We start from the raw sequence: 14,147 nt of genomic DNA, 5'->3' as shown, positions 1-14,147 counted from the left end.
CAGATGCTCGAACTACAGATCCCCGGTCATGTCCACCACCGGAGCCAGGCGCACGGAGGCGTCGTCCTGCTCAACGCGACGACCGGCACGTGGCACGCGCTCAATGCCACCGCGGGGATCCTCTGGGAGAGCTGGGCGAACGGCGCCGACTTCGAGCAGAGCCTGACCGACGTCGCCTGCCGTCACCCCGCCGTGCCGCTGGAGGTCGTCCGCGCGGACGCCAACGAGCTGCTGCGCGACCTGATGAGCAGGGGGCTGATCGTGACCAGACGCCCCGTGGCGGCCGTCATGGCCCTCGGCACCGCGCGGAGCGTCGCCCGGCCCCCGCGCCGGGCGCGGCTCCTCGCCGCCACCAGCCTGCTGCTGGCGGTCGTCCTGCTCAAGCTCCCGTTCCGGGTCACCACCTGGCTGCTGTCGGCGATCCGTCACTGGTGTCGCGGCGAACCGAGCCGAGCCGCCGCGGAGGCGGCCGTCAGCGCCGCCCACTACGCGGCCGAACACTATCCGGGCCGTGCTGCCTGCCTGGAGGCGTCGCTGGCCGCGGTGCTCTTCGCCGCCTGCTCCCGCAGCCGTCTCGACTGGTGCCTGGGCGCGATCGCCGACCCCTACCGCTTCCACGCCTGGGTCGAGCTGGGCGGTCGGCCCGTGGTGCCGGACGCCGAACCGGACGCCGGATATCTGCGGGTGATATCGCTGTGACGGCTTCGAGTTGAACAGGCGACCAGGGCCGGTGAAGATCGGCGGGCAGAAATCAAATGGCATTTCACTGCCGGCCCGCGATGCCGCAGGCGGTGCACCGAACCTGACCGCTCCGACGAAATGCGTGTAACCGGACGGCCTTCAAGCTGAAGAATTCCGGGCCGTCGTTCCCGAGCAGATCGTACAAATTCTTCACTGCCTCGATTCCGCCCTTCCGCGCCATACCCTTTTCCTAGGGCTTTTCAGTGTCGGGCGTAGTTCGTAGAGGAAGTGATAGGCATGTCTCCTGCGACGGAGGTCATCGTCACGATCAGTGTGTCGCTGAACGTGGCCCTGATGGTGGGCATCGTCGCCGCGATGCTCCTCGTTCCCCCCATCGGCGTCCTCGCCAGCGGCGGGACCGCGTTCGCGACGGCGTTCGGGCTGGTGAGCGTGCTCGTCGACAAGTTCAAGCGACCCTAGCCCGCGCCGCCGCCTGCCTCATGTGATGTCCTTGCGAAGCGGAGCCGCGACCGCGGCGAACGCCGCCAGCGCGGCGTACCCGACGAGGACCACACCCGCCAGTGAGGCAGGCAGCAGGGCGCCGGCCGCCGCGCCGGTCTGAGCGGCGATTGCGTCCGCCACATAGGTGAATCCGGTCAGTGCCGCAGTTGCCCCGCCGGCAAATATGGATAAATCCCGCTCAATCTCGGCCACCCCGTCGCCTGGGTCGTCCTCGCCGCTCTGGCGCTGCTCGCGCTGTTCGCCGCCTTCGGCCTGTTCGACCTTCCGCAGCGGGACAACCTCTTCTGAACCTGGAAGGGGGCGGTGAGGAGGGCTGTCCGAGCCTCCGCAGGTCGCACTGGGTAGGGGTAGCCCGGAATCGGGGGAAACAGCATGGACGACAACAAACTTGAGCAATTCACGCAGCAGATCATGCAAGAACGGGTGGGCGCGGCGCTCAGCCTGCTCAACAACCTGGGCGACCAGCTCGGCATCTGGCGGGCGATGGCCGGCGCCGGGCCGCTCACCAGCGCGGAGCTGGCCGAGCGCACCGGCTTGGCCGAGCGCTACCTGCGGGAGTGGCTGGGCGGCCAGGCGGTGGCGGGGCACGTCGAGTACGCCGACGGCCGCTACACGCTGCCGCCCGAGCACGCCGCCGTGCTGGCCGACGACGAGTCGCCGGTCGCGCAGATAGGCGGCATCGAGGCGAACGCCGCCATGTGGCTGGCCACCGACGACATCGCCGAGGCGTTCCGAACGGGGGCCGGCTTCGGCTGGCACCAGCACGACCCGCGCCTGTTCGAGGGCACCGCGCGGTTCTTCGGGCCGCTCTACCGCCAGTCGCTCACCCAGCAGTGGCTGCCCGCTCTCGACGGCGTGACCGACAGGCTCGACGCGGGCGCCCGGGTGCTCGACGTGGGCTGCGGCCACGGGACCTCGACGATCCTGATGGCGCAGGCGTACCCGAAGTCCCGTTTCGAGGGAGTCGACTCCCACGCCGACTCGGTCGAGACGGCCACGCAGGCGGCGGCGAAAGCCGGCGTGCAGGACCGGGCGCGGTTCTCCGTCGCCGACGCCACCGCCGGCCTGGCCGGCCCATGGGACCTGATCTGCTTCTTCGACGCGCTGCACGACATGGGCGACCCTGTCGGCGCCGCCGCCCGCACCCGCGAGGCGCTCGCGCCGGACGGCACGCTGTTCGTGGTGGAGCCGTACGCCGCCGACCGCTTCGAGGACCGGATCGGCAACCCGGTCTCCATGAGCTACTACGCGGCCTCCACATTCTGCTGCGTGCCGAACTCCCTGGCACAGGACTCGGGGGCGGCGCTGGGCGCGCAGGCGGGAGAGAGCCGCATCACGCGGGTGCTGACCGACGCGGGCTTCTCGCGGGTGCGGATGCCCCTGGCCACCGACTTCAACCTCGTGTTCGACGCCAGGCCCTAGCCCGGCGGACGCTCATCCGGGATTGCGCCAGTAGCGGAGGGTGCCGCTGACGCTCTGCAGCACGTGCGGAAGGGACTCCTCCGCCGGCCAGATCTGCAGCAGATAGTGGTCGATCGGCCCGTTGGACAGGTCCGCGCCGTCGGTCGCCTCGTCCATCCCGCGGGCGTGATAGCGCAGCCGATACCAGCCGGGCCCGGCCGGCAGGGGAGGCAGCTCGTGGACGTCCTGGCCCCATTCGTGCAAGGACACCTGGCCGGCCTCCGACTCGAAGCTGATCTCCACGATGTCCTCGAACCCCTCGCGATCCGCCCCGGGGTCGTGATCGGCCACGACGACGGTGAAGTCGACCGTGCCCGTGTGCAGCCCGGTGACCAGGAACGCGGAGCCTTCTTCGACGCGGATGATCCCCACCGGGTGCGTCGGGTGGTCGTCCGGCACGTCCTCGGGGCCCTCCGCCTCGTCGCTCTCGTCGATCAGGTAGGCCTGGCTGTAGTGGACGTGGAGGGCTATCCGCGTGACATGTGCCGTACCGGCTGATTCGCTCATGGCGGGCAGCGTAGAGATGATCACCGACATTCCGCCTCACTCCGGGTCACCCGCGCCGAACCACCGTTCGAGCGCCCCGGCGAGGGAATGCCCGCGCGCCGCAGAGGTCCACGCGACGTACCCGTCGGGCCGCACGAGCAGGGCCTCCGCCTCGTGTTCCGCGCTCGCCCGCACCACGTCGACCCGGCTCGACCACCGCGCGGCGACGGCGCGGTCGTCCCGCCCCGCGAGGTCCAGCAGCAGCGGGCGGCCGGCCCGCAGCAGCTCCGCCAGCCGCACGCCGCCGCCTTCCGTCTTCAGCTCCAGATCGGGCGCCATCCGCCCGGCCCCGGGGACGCCGACGTCGTACACCGTGTCGACCCCGCTGATCATGCCGCTGAGGTGCTCGTTGACCTGGTCGAGCCGCATCAGCTCGGCGAACAGCTCGCGCAGCGGGTCCACGGCCGGGTCGGGGTCCGCCAGGGCGGTCTGCGCCCGCACGTTCCACAGCACGCGGGCGCCCACCGGGTGCCGCTCGGTGTGGTAGCTGTCGAGCAGTCCGGCCGGTGCGTCGCCGCGCACCTGGGCAGCAAGCTTCCAGCCCAGGTTGAACGCGTCGCCGAGGCCCGTGTTCAGCCCTTGGCCGCCCCACGGGAAATGGACGTGCGCGGCGTCTCCTGCCAGCAACACCCGTCCCGCGCGGTAGGTCTCGGCCTGCAGGGCGGCGTCGCCGTACCGGGACAGGCTCCTGGGCTCGGCCATCGGGACGGGGCGGCCCACGATGTGCTCGGCAGCGGCCTGGAGCTCGTCAAGCGTCACGGGCGCCGCCCTGTCCGCGTGCGGGGCGCGGAAGTCGTACGTGGTGACGCGGCTGTGTCCGGCCGGGTTGAGCCAGACGATGATCCAGCCGCGGGGCGTGCGCGTGTAGCCCGGCGGGACGCCGGACGGGTCGAGCAGGCGTACGTCTCCCATGAGGGCTGCGACGCGGGCGGCCGTCCCGGTGAAGGGTATGCCGGCCGCCCGGCGCACCACGCTGCGCGCGCCGTCGGCGCCGACCACGTAGCGGGCGCCCAGCTCGCGCCCGCCGGCGGTCAGCACCACGTGGTCGTCGTGCTGGACCAGGCCGGTGACCTCCTGGCCGCGCCTGATCTCCGCGCCCAAGGCGGCGGCCCGGCGCGCGAACACCTGCTCCGCCCAAGCCTGCGGGCTGCCCACGATGCTCGGCCCGTCGCCCGCGACGGCGCCGAGATCGAGCCCGAAAATCCCGGAGAAGTGGAAGCTGAGCGGGCCGTGGCTCGACCGGCCCACCGCCTCCAGCAGGCCGCGCCGCTCCAGGCTCTGCGCCGTACGCGTGTGCAAGGTGCCCGCCTTGGACTCCCCGTCCGGTACGGCGTTCCGCTCCAGGACCAGTGGACGTACGCCCTGCAGGGCCAGTTCGGCGGCCAGGAGCATCCCCACCGGCCCGCCACCTACGATCGCCACCTCGAACATCATGGGATCCTCCTCAGATCGTCGAAGGGAACACCGGCGCGGCCTCGGCGGATTCAGGCTCGGCCGCCCGCTTCTTGGCGAAGGTGAGCGCGACGGCGGCGCCCGCCACCATGCCCGCGGCCGCGACGAACACGGCCGTGCGGAGCCCGGAGGCGACGGCCGCGCCGGACGCCTCGGCCAGACCGGCGACGACGACCAGCACGGCGAGGCCGAGCGCGGAGCCGACCTGCAGCGCGCTGGAGGCGAGCCCGGAGGCGACGCCCTGCTCCCCTGCCGGTACGCCGGCGGCCGCGGCGATCCACATACCGGTCCAGGTGAGTCCCTGGCTGACGCCCATGACGACGATGCCGGGCAGGACTTCCCAGTAGGAGCCGCCCGCGCTCACTCCGAACGCCAGCAGTCCCGTCCCCGCGGCTCCGCCGATCGTGCCGATGAGCAGGGTGGCCCGCATCCCGATGCGGCCGGCGAGCCGCCCGCCGAGCTGCGTGCCGAACGCGATCAGCAGTGACGGCACCAGGAACGCCAGCCCGGTCGCCACCGCGCCGTAGCCGAGAACGTTCTGGAAGTAGACGGTCAGGAAGTAGGGCAGCGCGTTGAACGTGGCGCCGAAGACGAGGATGACCGCGATGGCCGAGCTGAGGCTGCGGTTGCCGAACATCCGCAGCGGCATCAGCGGATCGGCGCCCCGCCTCTCCACCGAGACGAACGCCACCAGCAGCACGGCGGCCAGCAACGCGCCACCGAGGATCGGCGGCGAGCCCCAGCCGGACTCGGGCCCCTGGATGAGCACGAACGCGAGCAGGCTGACGCCGCCGGTGGCCAGCACGGCGCCGGGCAGGTCGAAGCGGCGCCGGGGCCCGCGGCCGCCGTCCGGCGGGATCAGCGCGTACGCGCCGGCCACGGCGACGACGGCGAGCGGCACGTTGACGTAGAAGACGGCCTCCCACCCCCAGGCGGCCGTCAGCAGCCCGCCGAGCAGAGAGCCGAGCGCCAGGCCGCTGGCCCCCGCGCCACTCCAGACGCCGAGCGCCCTGTTACGCGCCGGCCCCTCCGCGAAGCGGGTGTTGACCAGCGCCAGCGTGGCGGGGAAGAGCAACGCCCCGCCCAGTCCCTGCACCGCGCGCGCCGCGACCAGCAGTGCCTGGTGCTCGGCCAGCCCACCGGCCAGCGACGACACCGCGAACAGCACCAGGGCGGAGACGAACATCCTGCGGTGCCCGAGCAGGTCGGCCGCGCGCCCGCCGAGCAGCAGGAAGCCGCCGTAGGCGACCGCGTACGCGCTGGCCACCCATTGCAGGGTCTGCGCGGAGAAGCCGAGGTCGCTGCCGATGTCGGGCAGCGCGACGTAGACGATGAAGAAGTCGAGCGAGGTGATGAGCTGGGAGAGCGCGAGCAGCGCCAGCGTCCAGCCGGGTCGGGGTGCCATCTGCGATCCCTTGTATGTTAGTACGGTACTTACGAACAGTACGGGATCCTCGTACATCGATGGGACTGCGGTCAAATAATTGTTCGGAAGTTACGTACTATGGGCTGCATGCTGCACCCATCACGGGACCAGATCCAGCTACTGGACGTGTTCACCGCGCTCGGTCATCCGGTGCGGGCCCAGATCGTGCGCGAACTGGCGTCAGGCGAGGAACGATTCTGCGGCGAGATCATCCCCGACGTGCCCAAATCAACGCTGACCGGCCACTGGCGGGTGCTGCGCGAGGCGGGCGTCATCTGCCAGCGGCCCGAGGGGCGCAAGCTGTACATCAGGCTCCGGCTCGACGACCTCGACGCGCGCTTCCCCGGCCTGGTCGGCCTGATCCTCGCCGAGGACGGCACCCCCGGCCTCGGCGCCGAAACGTCAGCCTGAACGAGGATTTCCGGCAGGGCTTCGACCGGTGATCCTCCGTCAGCGCTGGACGGCCGCGTATGCGGTTGAGCGCATGATGCATGGACGGTCTCATCCGGCAGGGATCACCATATGACCATGTTGATTCTGGCTCTTGTCACACTCGTCCTGCACGGCGCCCTTATGGGCCTCTTCTACGCGTTCTCCATGTCCGTCATGCCGGCGCTGAACGCCATCGATCCCGCCCAGGCGGAGGCGGCGATGCGGAGCGTCAACAAGAAGATCCTCAATCCCTGGCTCTACATCGCGTTCATCGGCTCCCCGCTCACCGCGCTGATCGCCGGGATCCTCGCGGACGGCCCGGCGGCGCTCTGGTTCTTCGCCGGCGCCGCGGTGAACTTCGTCGGATCGTTCCTGGTCACCGTGGCGATCAACGTGCCCATGAACAACGCCCTCAACGCGGGCACCATGCCATGGAAGGCGTTTTCCTCACGATGGACGGCCTGGAACACGCTGCGCGCGGTGGCGTGCGCCGCCGGGCTCGTTCTGGTCGGGATCGGGTTGACCGGGCTGTAAAACGGAACCCACACCACGTCTTGACATTCGGAAAGCGCTTTCCTACTGTGACCTTAGCCACTATGGCGGACGCTTTCTCGTGTCATGAAGATGTCTCCATCCGCAATCTGACGTTCACCGACTCCGCGGACGACTCGGTCAACGTGCAGTGCTACTCGCACCACGTGTGGATCGACCACAACACGTTCCGCTCGTCCAACGACGGGTCCGTGGACGTCAAACGCGGGTCGGACCTGGTGACCGTCTCGTACAACCGCTACGTCGGCACGGACAAGTCGATGCTGCTGGGCCACAGCGACAGCAACGGCGCCCAGGACACGGGCTACCTGCGCGCCACCTACCACCACAACTGGTTCGACGGCTCCAACACCCGTCATCCGCGGGTGCGGTTCGGGTACGCCCACGTGTTCGCCAACTACGTGGACGTCGAGGACTACTTCCTCGGCCTCGGCGTGGGCGGCAGGATCTATGCCGAGAGCAACCACGTGAAGGGTGCCAAGACGATCACGCAGGACTTCGGCGACACGAAGCTGACGTGGACGGGCAGCAACTTCTACGACGTGGCCACGATCACGCGGGCGAACAGCAGCGGCAGCACCATGAGCGACTGGCTGCGCGCCGACGGCAGCGTCGCGCCGCCGTCGTACGGCTACTCCGCCGGATCCGCCTCCTCCACCCCGCCGGCCGCGGGCGCCGGAGTCAGCGGCGCGGACACCGTCCCGCAGTGATCTCGCACGGGTGAGGCGGGGGTCGACCGGCCCCCGCCCCATCCGGACGTGCCTTCCCCGGCGTCGGCGAAGGCACGTCCCGCGCTCGTGGTTTGCACTCCGCGGCAGGCACGTGCTAGCTTGTGCGAGTTGCAGTTGTGGTACCCATAAGGACTTGTGCGCACCTGACAGAACGCTTCAGGTGCGTTTTCTGTTTGCCGGTCATCTCCGGATGGGCTCTACCAGTGAAAACGGGATTCGCACAAGGCGGATTTCGTCTCTGCACCCCATCAGAAGGAGATCGATATGGCCAGCGGAACCGTGAAGTGGTTCAACTCCGAAAAGGGCTTCGGCTTCATCGCGCAGGACGGCGGCGGCGCCGACGTCTTCGCCCACTACTCGAACATCGTCGCCAACGGCGGCTACCGTGAGCTGACCGAGGGCCAGAAGGTGGCCTTCGACATCGTTCAGGGCCAGAAGGGCCCGCAGGCGGAGAACATCGTTCCCGCCTGACACGGCACCAGCCACGCGTCGGGGCCCGCACCTGTGAAGGTGCGGGCCCCGACCGCTTTCTAGCCGCCGCTCGAACTCTGTTCGAGGTCGAGGCCGACGATCGGCTCGACGGCCTCCAGGTCGTACGGGTTGGGGGAAACGGCGGCGTCGAGGCGCTTCAGGCAGGTCACCGGCTGGGCGTCGGCCAGGTCGAGCCTCTCGAACGCCGCGCGTCCGGCCCGCACGCTGACCAGATGGGGGCGCACCTTCTTGCCGGTGGCCGGATCTGTGGCGTCGAGACGTCCGTTGAAGACGACGGCCTCGACGAGGTCGCCCGGAGTCGCGGCGAAGATCTCGTGCACCGTGCGCAGCGCCACGCAGGCCAGCAGCTTGGCATATCTCTGCCTGACCTCGTTCCGCGGCCGGGGAACCGGGTCGATCGAATCGCGTGCCTTGACGTACTTGTACGCGCGGACGTCGGGAACGACGCTCGGCGGCGGCAATGCGAATTCGACGACCAGCTCACGTTGCTCCGGCCGGTAGGCGGTTCTGTGAAGCCGGGGAAAGCCTTTCGGGAAGGCGGATCTTTCGAGGACCTTTCCGATGAACCACTCGACGGCTTCCGGCCGGCCACTGTCGAAGTCGGCGCGCAGGCGATCGAGTTCGGCGTTGTCCGTCGCGGCCTGAATACCGGCGGAAGCGGCCCGGCGATCGTGGGCGATCCGCGCGGCATTCAGATCGCGGAGGCGTTGCTTCTCGCGTTTCTGGTGCCGGGCCTTGGCGCTGTCGAATCGCCCGCGCGCCTCCCGCAGCGCGCGCTCGTGCCGGGACCGGCCACCGAGGACCCTCCTGAAACCGGACGGCGGAGCCGGGGTGAACGTCTCCCAGTCGGGAGCCGGCTCGGCGACCCCCAGGCGGCCCGGGTCGAACCGCTTGCCGGGGTCGACGGCATTGAGCTGGTCGAAGGTCAGGGGACGGGCTCGGACGGCGGCGAGCAGGATCTGATCCAGGTCCTGGACGCGACCGGTGATCCTCGCGCTCTTCTGCTCGGCTTCCGCCTGCTGTCTTTCCTGATGCGACCGCTGGTGCTCGCGCGCTTTCTCCTTGGCGAGCTTCGCTATCTCGCGTGTTCGCCTTTCGACTGCTTTCCGCTGCGCCTTTTCCCGCGTTTTCCACTCGCTACGACTGCCTGCCACCGCGATGGTCCTCCGTTCTCCCCAGATTGGCAGGTCTGAGCCATCGATCCGGTATGACCGGCATCTGATGTGCCGTCCACATTAGATCAGCGGAGAACATCCGTCATGGGCCGGAACGAAACTGGCGAAATCGCTGCGGCACCCGGCATTCGGGTACCCAAGGGCGAGCACAGCCTTCCGTTACGGTAAGTAGTGGATCAGTGACTGTACGCACATGATGGGTGGGTCCCGCGGCGAGCGGGACGGATTCCGCATCCAAGGAGCACAGTGAAGAGATTCCTCCTCGTCCCCGCCATGACGGCCGGGGTCATCGTGATGACCGCCGGTGCCGCCTACGCCTCGCAGTACATCGCCTACGAGGGCCCCGGGTTCACCGGCCGGTCCGTCGTCATCGACGCGTGCGGACCGTCCAACATCCCCTTCCACGGGTCCTACAAGTGGTACGGCGACGGCCAGGCGGGGCGCATGTTCAACCAGCCCAACGCGCAGGGCCTGATGCATTTCAGGCTCCCCGCTCGCGATGGCGCCGAGCAGAGGACGCCTGTCGGCTGGAAGAGCATCTTCATCGAGTGCTGATCCGGGCTCGCGGGGGCGACCCCGCCTAACCGGCGATCGCGGGGGGCGTCCGTTTCGGCGGGACGCCCCCCGCGTCGTACGGGGTCGAGGAACCGGCGGACAGCCGTTGGCGCTGAGAACGATCAAGAAGCGCAAGGCTGAAACATCCTCACTTGTAACGCATCGATCACTATGAGTTGATCGCGACCAATATGGCCCTACCGTGCGGGCTATGCCTGCGGAATTCCTGTCTGCCGAGCAGAGGGCCGCCTACGCCTCGTTCATCGAGGTGCCATCGCTGTCAGACCTGGAGAAGTTCTTCTTCCTGGACAGCTTCGACCGGAATGTGATCGCGCAGTCGAGGGCCGATTCTCACCGGCTGGGCGTTGCGTCCAGATCGGGACCGTCCGGTACAAGGGGTTGTTCCTGGAGGATCCGCTGGCGGTGCCCTGGCCGGTGGTGGACTACCTGGCCGAGCAGTTGGGGATCGGCGACAAAGGCCCTACGGCTGACAACCATGGAGATATTCCTTTTCAAGAGTGCATGGACAGGAGGCTGCATCACGCTGTTGCCGCCGAGGCCCCGGCTACCGGGCGCCACGTCGATGCCGTTGATCGGTTCGCGGGGTCCGGAGGCTCGTGGACGCAGGTCGCGGTGGATGGACACCTCCGGTCATCGGCTGGGGCAGAGCACGGTTGCGGCGGCCTTGTTCAGGGCGTCATTGACGGGCATGGCCTGTTGGTTGTCGATCTTCAGCGTGGTGGATACCGCGAACTGGCGGCGGCCGTCGGAGGAGGTGTAGGTCACCGCCAGGAAGCCGGGGCCACTGCCCGCGGCCGCCGCGACCGTCCCGCCACACAGATCGGGCCGCGGCCGTCCTACCGCCTTCTGCAGGTCCGCCGGCAGTAGCCGGCCCTGGTTGAGCGCGCGGTAGAAGGCGCTGAGATCGCCGGAGGTGGAGACCACTCCTCCGGCCGCGCCGCCGAAGCTCGCGTTCTGCTGGTCGACGTCGCGCGGCCTGCCCTTGGCGTCGGGGTAGTAGCCGTGCCCGTGCGGGCCCTTGATCCCCTGAGGAGGCCTGGTGGTCAAATAGGTGTGCTTCATCCCCAGAGGTACGAAGAGACGCCGGTCGAGCTCGGCGGACAGGCTGCGGCCGGTTACCTTCTCGACGATCAGGCCGAGGAGAACCTAGTTGGTGTTGGAGTAGGCGAACCCCGCGCCCGGCTCCCCGGTGCGGGGGACCTCGCGGGATGCCTTCACCAGGTCGATCGGGGAGTAGTAGGTCGTGAAGTCGAAGGCGTCGCCGAACTTCCCCGAAGCGAAGAAGTCTGGGATGCCGGAGCTGTGGCGGAGCAGCTGCTGGACGGTGATCTCGCCGGCCCGCTCGACCAGATCCTGCTGCGCCACCTGCGGCAGAACGGCGGCCAGCGTGTCCCCCAGGCCGAGCTTGCCCTCCTTGACCAGTTGCAGGACCACCGTGGCCGTCATCAGCTTGGTCTGGAACCCCACCCGGTAACGGGAAGCCGCAGGAATGTGCCCACCCTTACCGCCGAGCAGGCGCGTCCCCGCGCTCCCCTGCCCCTTGCGCCGGCCGTCGACGTACAGCTCGCCGATGGCCCCCACTACGCCGTCCGTCTTCGCCAGGTCCTTCATTGCCTGCTGGACGTCTCCCGGCTTGACCTCGACGGCGGCGGTGGCGGATGTGTGGAGACTCAACGCCAGCATGGCCGATGCCAACCCGGTCATGCCGGCCGCTCGTGCACGGCTCATCTCGTCATGATCCTTTCTATGGGGATTTCGAGGTGATCACATCTACCGGCCGGCGCCTATCGGCGGGCGATCGGCGAACCATATGTGGTCCATATGTGGACGTTGCGATACTGCCCGGATGCGTGTGCTCCTGGTCGAAGACGAGCAGCCCCTCGCCGGCTACATCGAGGCCGGGCTGCGCAAGCACCGTTTCACCGTGGACCTCGCTCTCGACGGCCGCAGCGCGCTGGACAAATGCGAGCTCACCCCGTACGAGGTGGTGGTCCTGGACCGGGACCTGCCGGAGGTGCACGGCGACCAGGTCTGCCGCAGGCTCGTCCAGCGGGGCGTGTCGCGGGTGCTGATGCTGACCGCGTCCGACGCGGTGGAGGACCGGGTCGGTGGGCTGATGCTGGGCGCCGACGACTATCTTGGCAAGCCGTTCGCCTTCTCCGAGCTGGTCGCGCGGGTCCACGCGCTGGTGCGGCGTAGCGCACCGGCCCGTCCGCCGGTGCTGCGCACCGGCGGGGTGAGCCTGGATCCGGCCCGGCGCAGCGCCGAGCGGGACGGCAGGCTGCTGCGCCTGACCCCCAAGGAGTTCGGCGTGCTGGAGCAGCTGCTGGCCGCCGGCGGTGACGTCATCAGCGCGGAGACGCTGCTGGAGAAGGTGTGGGACGAGCACGCCGACCCGTTCACCAACGCGGTCCGGATCACCGTCGGCACGCTGCGCCGCAAGCTCGGCGACCCGCCGCTGATCGAGACCGTCGTCGGCGCCGGCTACCGGATCGGCCCGTGAGGCTGACCGCCCGCGCCCGGCTCGCCATCTTGCAGACCGCCCTCGTACTGGCCGCGGGGGCCGCGCTGACCGGGCTGACCTACCTGCTGATGAAGCGGCGCCCGGCGCTCGTCACCCGCCTGGACCCGGACGGCCCCGACCCGCAGGGCACGCTCCAGTCGGTGCCGCCGCAGCCGCAGGACCTGCGCGATCTCGCCGACCAGGTACAGGCCGACACCCTGGCCGCGCTCCTGCCCCAGGCCGGTCTGGCGCTCATCATGGTGACCGTCCTGGCCGCCGTACTGGCCTGGCTGGTCGCGGGCCGGGTGCTGCGGCCGATCCGCGTCATCTCCGCCGCCGCCCGCCGGCTGTCGGCCGAGAACCTCACCGAGCGGGTCCCGGTCACCACCCCGGCCGACGAACTGTCGGCGCTGGCGGGCACGGTCAACGACATGCTGGACCGCATCCAGTGCGGCGTCGCCGAGCGCGACCGGATCCTGGACGGCCAGCGGCTGTTCACCGCCAACGCCGCCCACGAGCTGCGCACCCCGCTGACCACCGCCCGCACCGCGATCGACGTCACCCTGGACGGCCACCCCAGCCGCAACGAGCTGCTCGCGATGGCCGGCGACGTGCGCGACGCCGTCGCCCACATGCAGCTCGTCCTGAACGGGCTGCTGCTGCTGGCCCGCAGCCAGGCCGAAGCCGGCACGCGGGAGGCGGCCGATCTGGCCGCCATCACGGCAGCCGCCCTGGGCACGGCCGAGGAGCAAGCGGCAGCCGCCGGCATAGCCGTACACGCAAGGCTGCGGCCCGCGCTGGTCACCGGCGAGCCCGTCCTGCTGGAACGCCTGGTCGGTAACCTGGTCGACAACGCGCTCCGCTACAACCACGCCGACGGGCACCTCATCGTCGAGACGCGCACAGCGGGCGCACGCGCCGTGCTGCGGATCTGCAACACCGGCCGCGAGATCGCGCCCGAGGAAGCTCAGACGCTGCTGGAACCGTTCGTGCACGGGCAGGGCACCCGCGTCCGCACCGACGGCCCGGGCCTGGGCCTGGGACTGTCCATCGTGCGCGCGATCACCCATGCCCACCATGGACACATCGCGATCACAGTCCGCCCAGGCGGCGGCCTCGACATCACCATCGAGCTCCCGCATCACTCACGGGCCGCAGAGCGGCCGGCACGACGACCCGCTGCGGTCACCGCACAGCCGGCGTCCGTGATGCCTGCGGCACCACCGAGGAGCCGTCCCGCTGGACCTCCCGCTGCTGCTCTACCGGTTCCGCACTTGCACCGGTGACCCAGCCCCGACGGCTCGCTAACGCTGCTGGCGCGGTTGCCGCTTAAGGGCCTGCGCATAGCTCAACGACAGAGTCGCCGACGCCGGGACCGGGCAACACGCCTATGAATCTTCGTAATCAATGAACAGTCTTCGCTCACTGCGATCAAGATCCTTCTCAGCGCTAACGGCCGTCCGGCGGTTCCTCACCCCCGTCGTACGGACCTCGCGCCAGGCCGTGCAAGCCCGCGCAGGCGGTGGTCAAGCCGCCGGCAAGCGGTGCGCCGTACCACTGAGGCACGGCACCCGCGGCGAACAGACCGGCGGGTCTCA

16 protein-coding genes and 2 pseudogenes are annotated in these 14,147 nt (G+C 69.6%); 12 read left to right on the top strand and 6 right to left on the bottom strand.

Annotation, left to right across the window (positions count from 1 at the left end; all coding sequences use genetic code 11):
- Positions 1–3: 3 nt before the first annotated feature.
- Positions 4–699: a lasso peptide biosynthesis B2 protein gene (locus V5E28_RS28295; protein WP_336211015.1), complete on the top strand. Its 696-nt coding sequence runs from the start codon at positions 4–6 to the stop codon at positions 697–699.
- A gap of 279 nt (positions 700–978) precedes the next feature.
- A complete protein-coding gene (locus tag V5E28_RS28290) occupies positions 979–1,161 on the top strand; it encodes a hypothetical protein (protein ID WP_336211012.1) in 183 nt (60 codons plus the stop codon).
- An 18-nt stretch (positions 1,162–1,179) separates the two neighbouring features.
- Here V5E28_RS28290 and V5E28_RS28285 read toward each other — a convergent pair whose 3' ends face one another.
- On the bottom strand, positions 1,180–1,620 hold the full coding sequence (locus V5E28_RS28285; protein ID WP_336211010.1) for a hypothetical protein: 441 nt from the start codon (positions 1,618–1,620) through the stop codon (positions 1,180–1,182).
- Here V5E28_RS28285 and V5E28_RS28280 point away from each other — a divergent pair.
- Positions 1,615–2,625 carry a class I SAM-dependent methyltransferase gene (locus V5E28_RS28280; RefSeq protein ID WP_336211007.1) on the top strand — a complete coding sequence of 337 codons (1,011 nt, stop codon included), beginning with the start codon at positions 1,615–1,617 and terminating at the stop codon, positions 2,623–2,625. The two genes, V5E28_RS28285 and V5E28_RS28280, sit on opposite strands and share 6 nt — an antisense overlap.
- A gap of 12 nt (positions 2,626–2,637) precedes the next feature.
- Here V5E28_RS28280 and V5E28_RS28275 read toward each other — a convergent pair whose 3' ends face one another.
- Genes V5E28_RS28275 through V5E28_RS28265 form a run of 3 tightly spaced genes read right to left on the bottom strand, consistent with a single transcriptional unit; the run spans position 2,638 to position 6,067 of the window.
- On the bottom strand, positions 2,638–3,171 hold the full coding sequence (locus V5E28_RS28275) for a hypothetical protein (RefSeq protein ID WP_336211002.1): 534 nt from the start codon (positions 3,169–3,171) through the stop codon (positions 2,638–2,640).
- A gap of 36 nt (positions 3,172–3,207) precedes the next feature.
- Complete coding sequence (locus V5E28_RS28270) at positions 3,208–4,644, bottom strand: FAD-dependent monooxygenase (RefSeq protein ID WP_336211000.1); 1,437 nt, start codon at positions 4,642–4,644, stop codon at positions 3,208–3,210.
- A gap of 10 nt (positions 4,645–4,654) precedes the next feature.
- Complete coding sequence (locus V5E28_RS28265) at positions 4,655–6,067, bottom strand: MFS transporter (RefSeq protein ID WP_336210998.1); 1,413 nt, start codon at positions 6,065–6,067, stop codon at positions 4,655–4,657.
- A 108-nt stretch (positions 6,068–6,175) separates the two neighbouring features.
- Here V5E28_RS28265 and V5E28_RS28260 point away from each other — a divergent pair, with 108 nt between their 5' ends.
- From V5E28_RS28260 to V5E28_RS28245, 4 genes are all read left to right on the top strand, one after another.
- The gene (locus tag V5E28_RS28260; protein ID WP_336210995.1) at positions 6,176–6,499 is read left to right on the top strand and encodes an ArsR/SmtB family transcription factor; all 324 of its coding nucleotides are present in this window, start codon (positions 6,176–6,178) and stop codon (positions 6,497–6,499) included.
- A 111-nt stretch (positions 6,500–6,610) separates the two neighbouring features.
- Complete coding sequence (locus tag V5E28_RS28255) at positions 6,611–7,054, top strand: anthrone oxygenase family protein (RefSeq protein WP_336210992.1); 444 nt, start codon at positions 6,611–6,613, stop codon at positions 7,052–7,054.
- A gap of 62 nt (positions 7,055–7,116) precedes the next feature.
- Positions 7,117–7,782 carry a pectate lyase family protein gene (locus tag V5E28_RS28250; RefSeq protein WP_336210990.1) on the top strand — a complete coding sequence of 222 codons (666 nt, stop codon included), beginning with the start codon at positions 7,117–7,119 and terminating at the stop codon, positions 7,780–7,782.
- Between the two features lie 285 nt (positions 7,783–8,067).
- On the top strand, positions 8,068–8,274 hold the full coding sequence (locus tag V5E28_RS28245) for a cold-shock protein (RefSeq protein WP_336210987.1): 207 nt from the start codon (positions 8,068–8,070) through the stop codon (positions 8,272–8,274).
- 59 nt (positions 8,275–8,333) lie between these two features.
- Here the strand turns inward: V5E28_RS28245 and V5E28_RS28240 are convergent, their stop codons facing one another.
- Positions 8,334–8,756: a hypothetical protein gene (locus V5E28_RS28240; RefSeq protein ID WP_336210983.1), complete on the bottom strand. Its 423-nt coding sequence runs from the start codon at positions 8,754–8,756 to the stop codon at positions 8,334–8,336.
- A gap of 48 nt (positions 8,757–8,804) precedes the next feature.
- Here V5E28_RS28240 and V5E28_RS28235 point away from each other — a divergent pair, with 48 nt between their 5' ends.
- From V5E28_RS28235 to V5E28_RS49640, 3 genes and pseudogenes are all read left to right on the top strand, one after another.
- The gene (locus V5E28_RS28235; RefSeq protein WP_336210981.1) at positions 8,805–9,488 is read left to right on the top strand and encodes a hypothetical protein; all 684 of its coding nucleotides are present in this window, start codon (positions 8,805–8,807) and stop codon (positions 9,486–9,488) included.
- Between the two features lie 228 nt (positions 9,489–9,716).
- Entirely contained in the window at positions 9,717–10,025 is a 309-nt protein-coding gene (locus tag V5E28_RS28230) for a MiAMP1 family antimicrobial peptide (RefSeq protein ID WP_336210979.1), read from the top strand.
- 211 nt (positions 10,026–10,236) lie between these two features.
- A pseudogene (locus V5E28_RS49640) lies at positions 10,237–10,499 on the top strand (DUF4158 domain-containing protein); the annotation flags it as partial.
- Positions 10,500–10,676: 177 nt separating this feature from the next.
- Here V5E28_RS49640 and V5E28_RS28215 read toward each other — a convergent pair.
- A pseudogene (locus tag V5E28_RS28215) lies at positions 10,677–11,657 on the bottom strand (serine hydrolase domain-containing protein).
- A 235-nt stretch (positions 11,658–11,892) separates the two neighbouring features.
- On the opposite strand from V5E28_RS28215, the gene V5E28_RS28210 reads away from it, so the two are divergent.
- A complete protein-coding gene (locus V5E28_RS28210) occupies positions 11,893–12,549 on the top strand; it encodes a response regulator transcription factor (protein ID WP_336210977.1) in 657 nt (218 codons plus the stop codon).
- Positions 12,546–13,835, top strand: coding sequence for a sensor histidine kinase (locus tag V5E28_RS28205; RefSeq protein ID WP_336210975.1), 1,290 nt, complete (start codon positions 12,546–12,548; stop codon positions 13,833–13,835). Before V5E28_RS28210 ends, V5E28_RS28205 begins: the two co-directional genes overlap by 4 nt.
- The last annotated feature ends 312 nt before the right edge of the window (positions 13,836–14,147 follow it).

Origin of the sequence: Nonomuraea sp. LPB2021202275-12-8 (assembly GCF_037044575.1) — a bacterium.
In the GTDB taxonomy this organism is placed as follows: Bacteria; Actinomycetota; Actinomycetes; order Streptosporangiales; family Streptosporangiaceae; genus Nonomuraea.
This window is presented reverse-complemented; position numbering and strand designations above follow the sequence as displayed.

Excerpts from the sequence above, each read along its gene's own strand:
- V5E28_RS28295 (WP_336211015.1), top strand. The coding sequence starts at position 4 with ATGCTCGAACTACAGATCCCCGGTCATGTCCACCACCGGAGCCAGGCG.
- V5E28_RS28290 (WP_336211012.1), top strand. The coding sequence starts at position 979 with ATGTCTCCTGCGACGGAGGTCATCGTCACGATCAGTGTGTCGCTGAAC.
- V5E28_RS28280 (WP_336211007.1), top strand. The coding sequence starts at position 1,615 with ATGCAAGAACGGGTGGGCGCGGCGCTCAGCCTGCTCAACAACCTGGGC.
- V5E28_RS28275 (WP_336211002.1), bottom strand. The coding sequence starts at position 3,171 with ATGAGCGAATCAGCCGGTACGGCACATGTCACGCGGATAGCCCTCCAC.
- V5E28_RS28270 (WP_336211000.1), bottom strand. The coding sequence starts at position 4,644 with ATGATGTTCGAGGTGGCGATCGTAGGTGGCGGGCCGGTGGGGATGCTC.
- V5E28_RS28265 (WP_336210998.1), bottom strand. The coding sequence starts at position 6,067 with ATGGCACCCCGACCCGGCTGGACGCTGGCGCTGCTCGCGCTCTCCCAG.
- V5E28_RS28260 (WP_336210995.1), top strand. The coding sequence starts at position 6,176 with ATGCTGCACCCATCACGGGACCAGATCCAGCTACTGGACGTGTTCACC.
- V5E28_RS28255 (WP_336210992.1), top strand. The coding sequence starts at position 6,611 with ATGACCATGTTGATTCTGGCTCTTGTCACACTCGTCCTGCACGGCGCC.
- V5E28_RS28250 (WP_336210990.1), top strand. The coding sequence starts at position 7,117 with ATGGCGGACGCTTTCTCGTGTCATGAAGATGTCTCCATCCGCAATCTG.
- V5E28_RS28245 (WP_336210987.1), top strand. The coding sequence starts at position 8,068 with ATGGCCAGCGGAACCGTGAAGTGGTTCAACTCCGAAAAGGGCTTCGGC.
- V5E28_RS28210 (WP_336210977.1), top strand. The coding sequence starts at position 11,893 with ATGCGTGTGCTCCTGGTCGAAGACGAGCAGCCCCTCGCCGGCTACATC.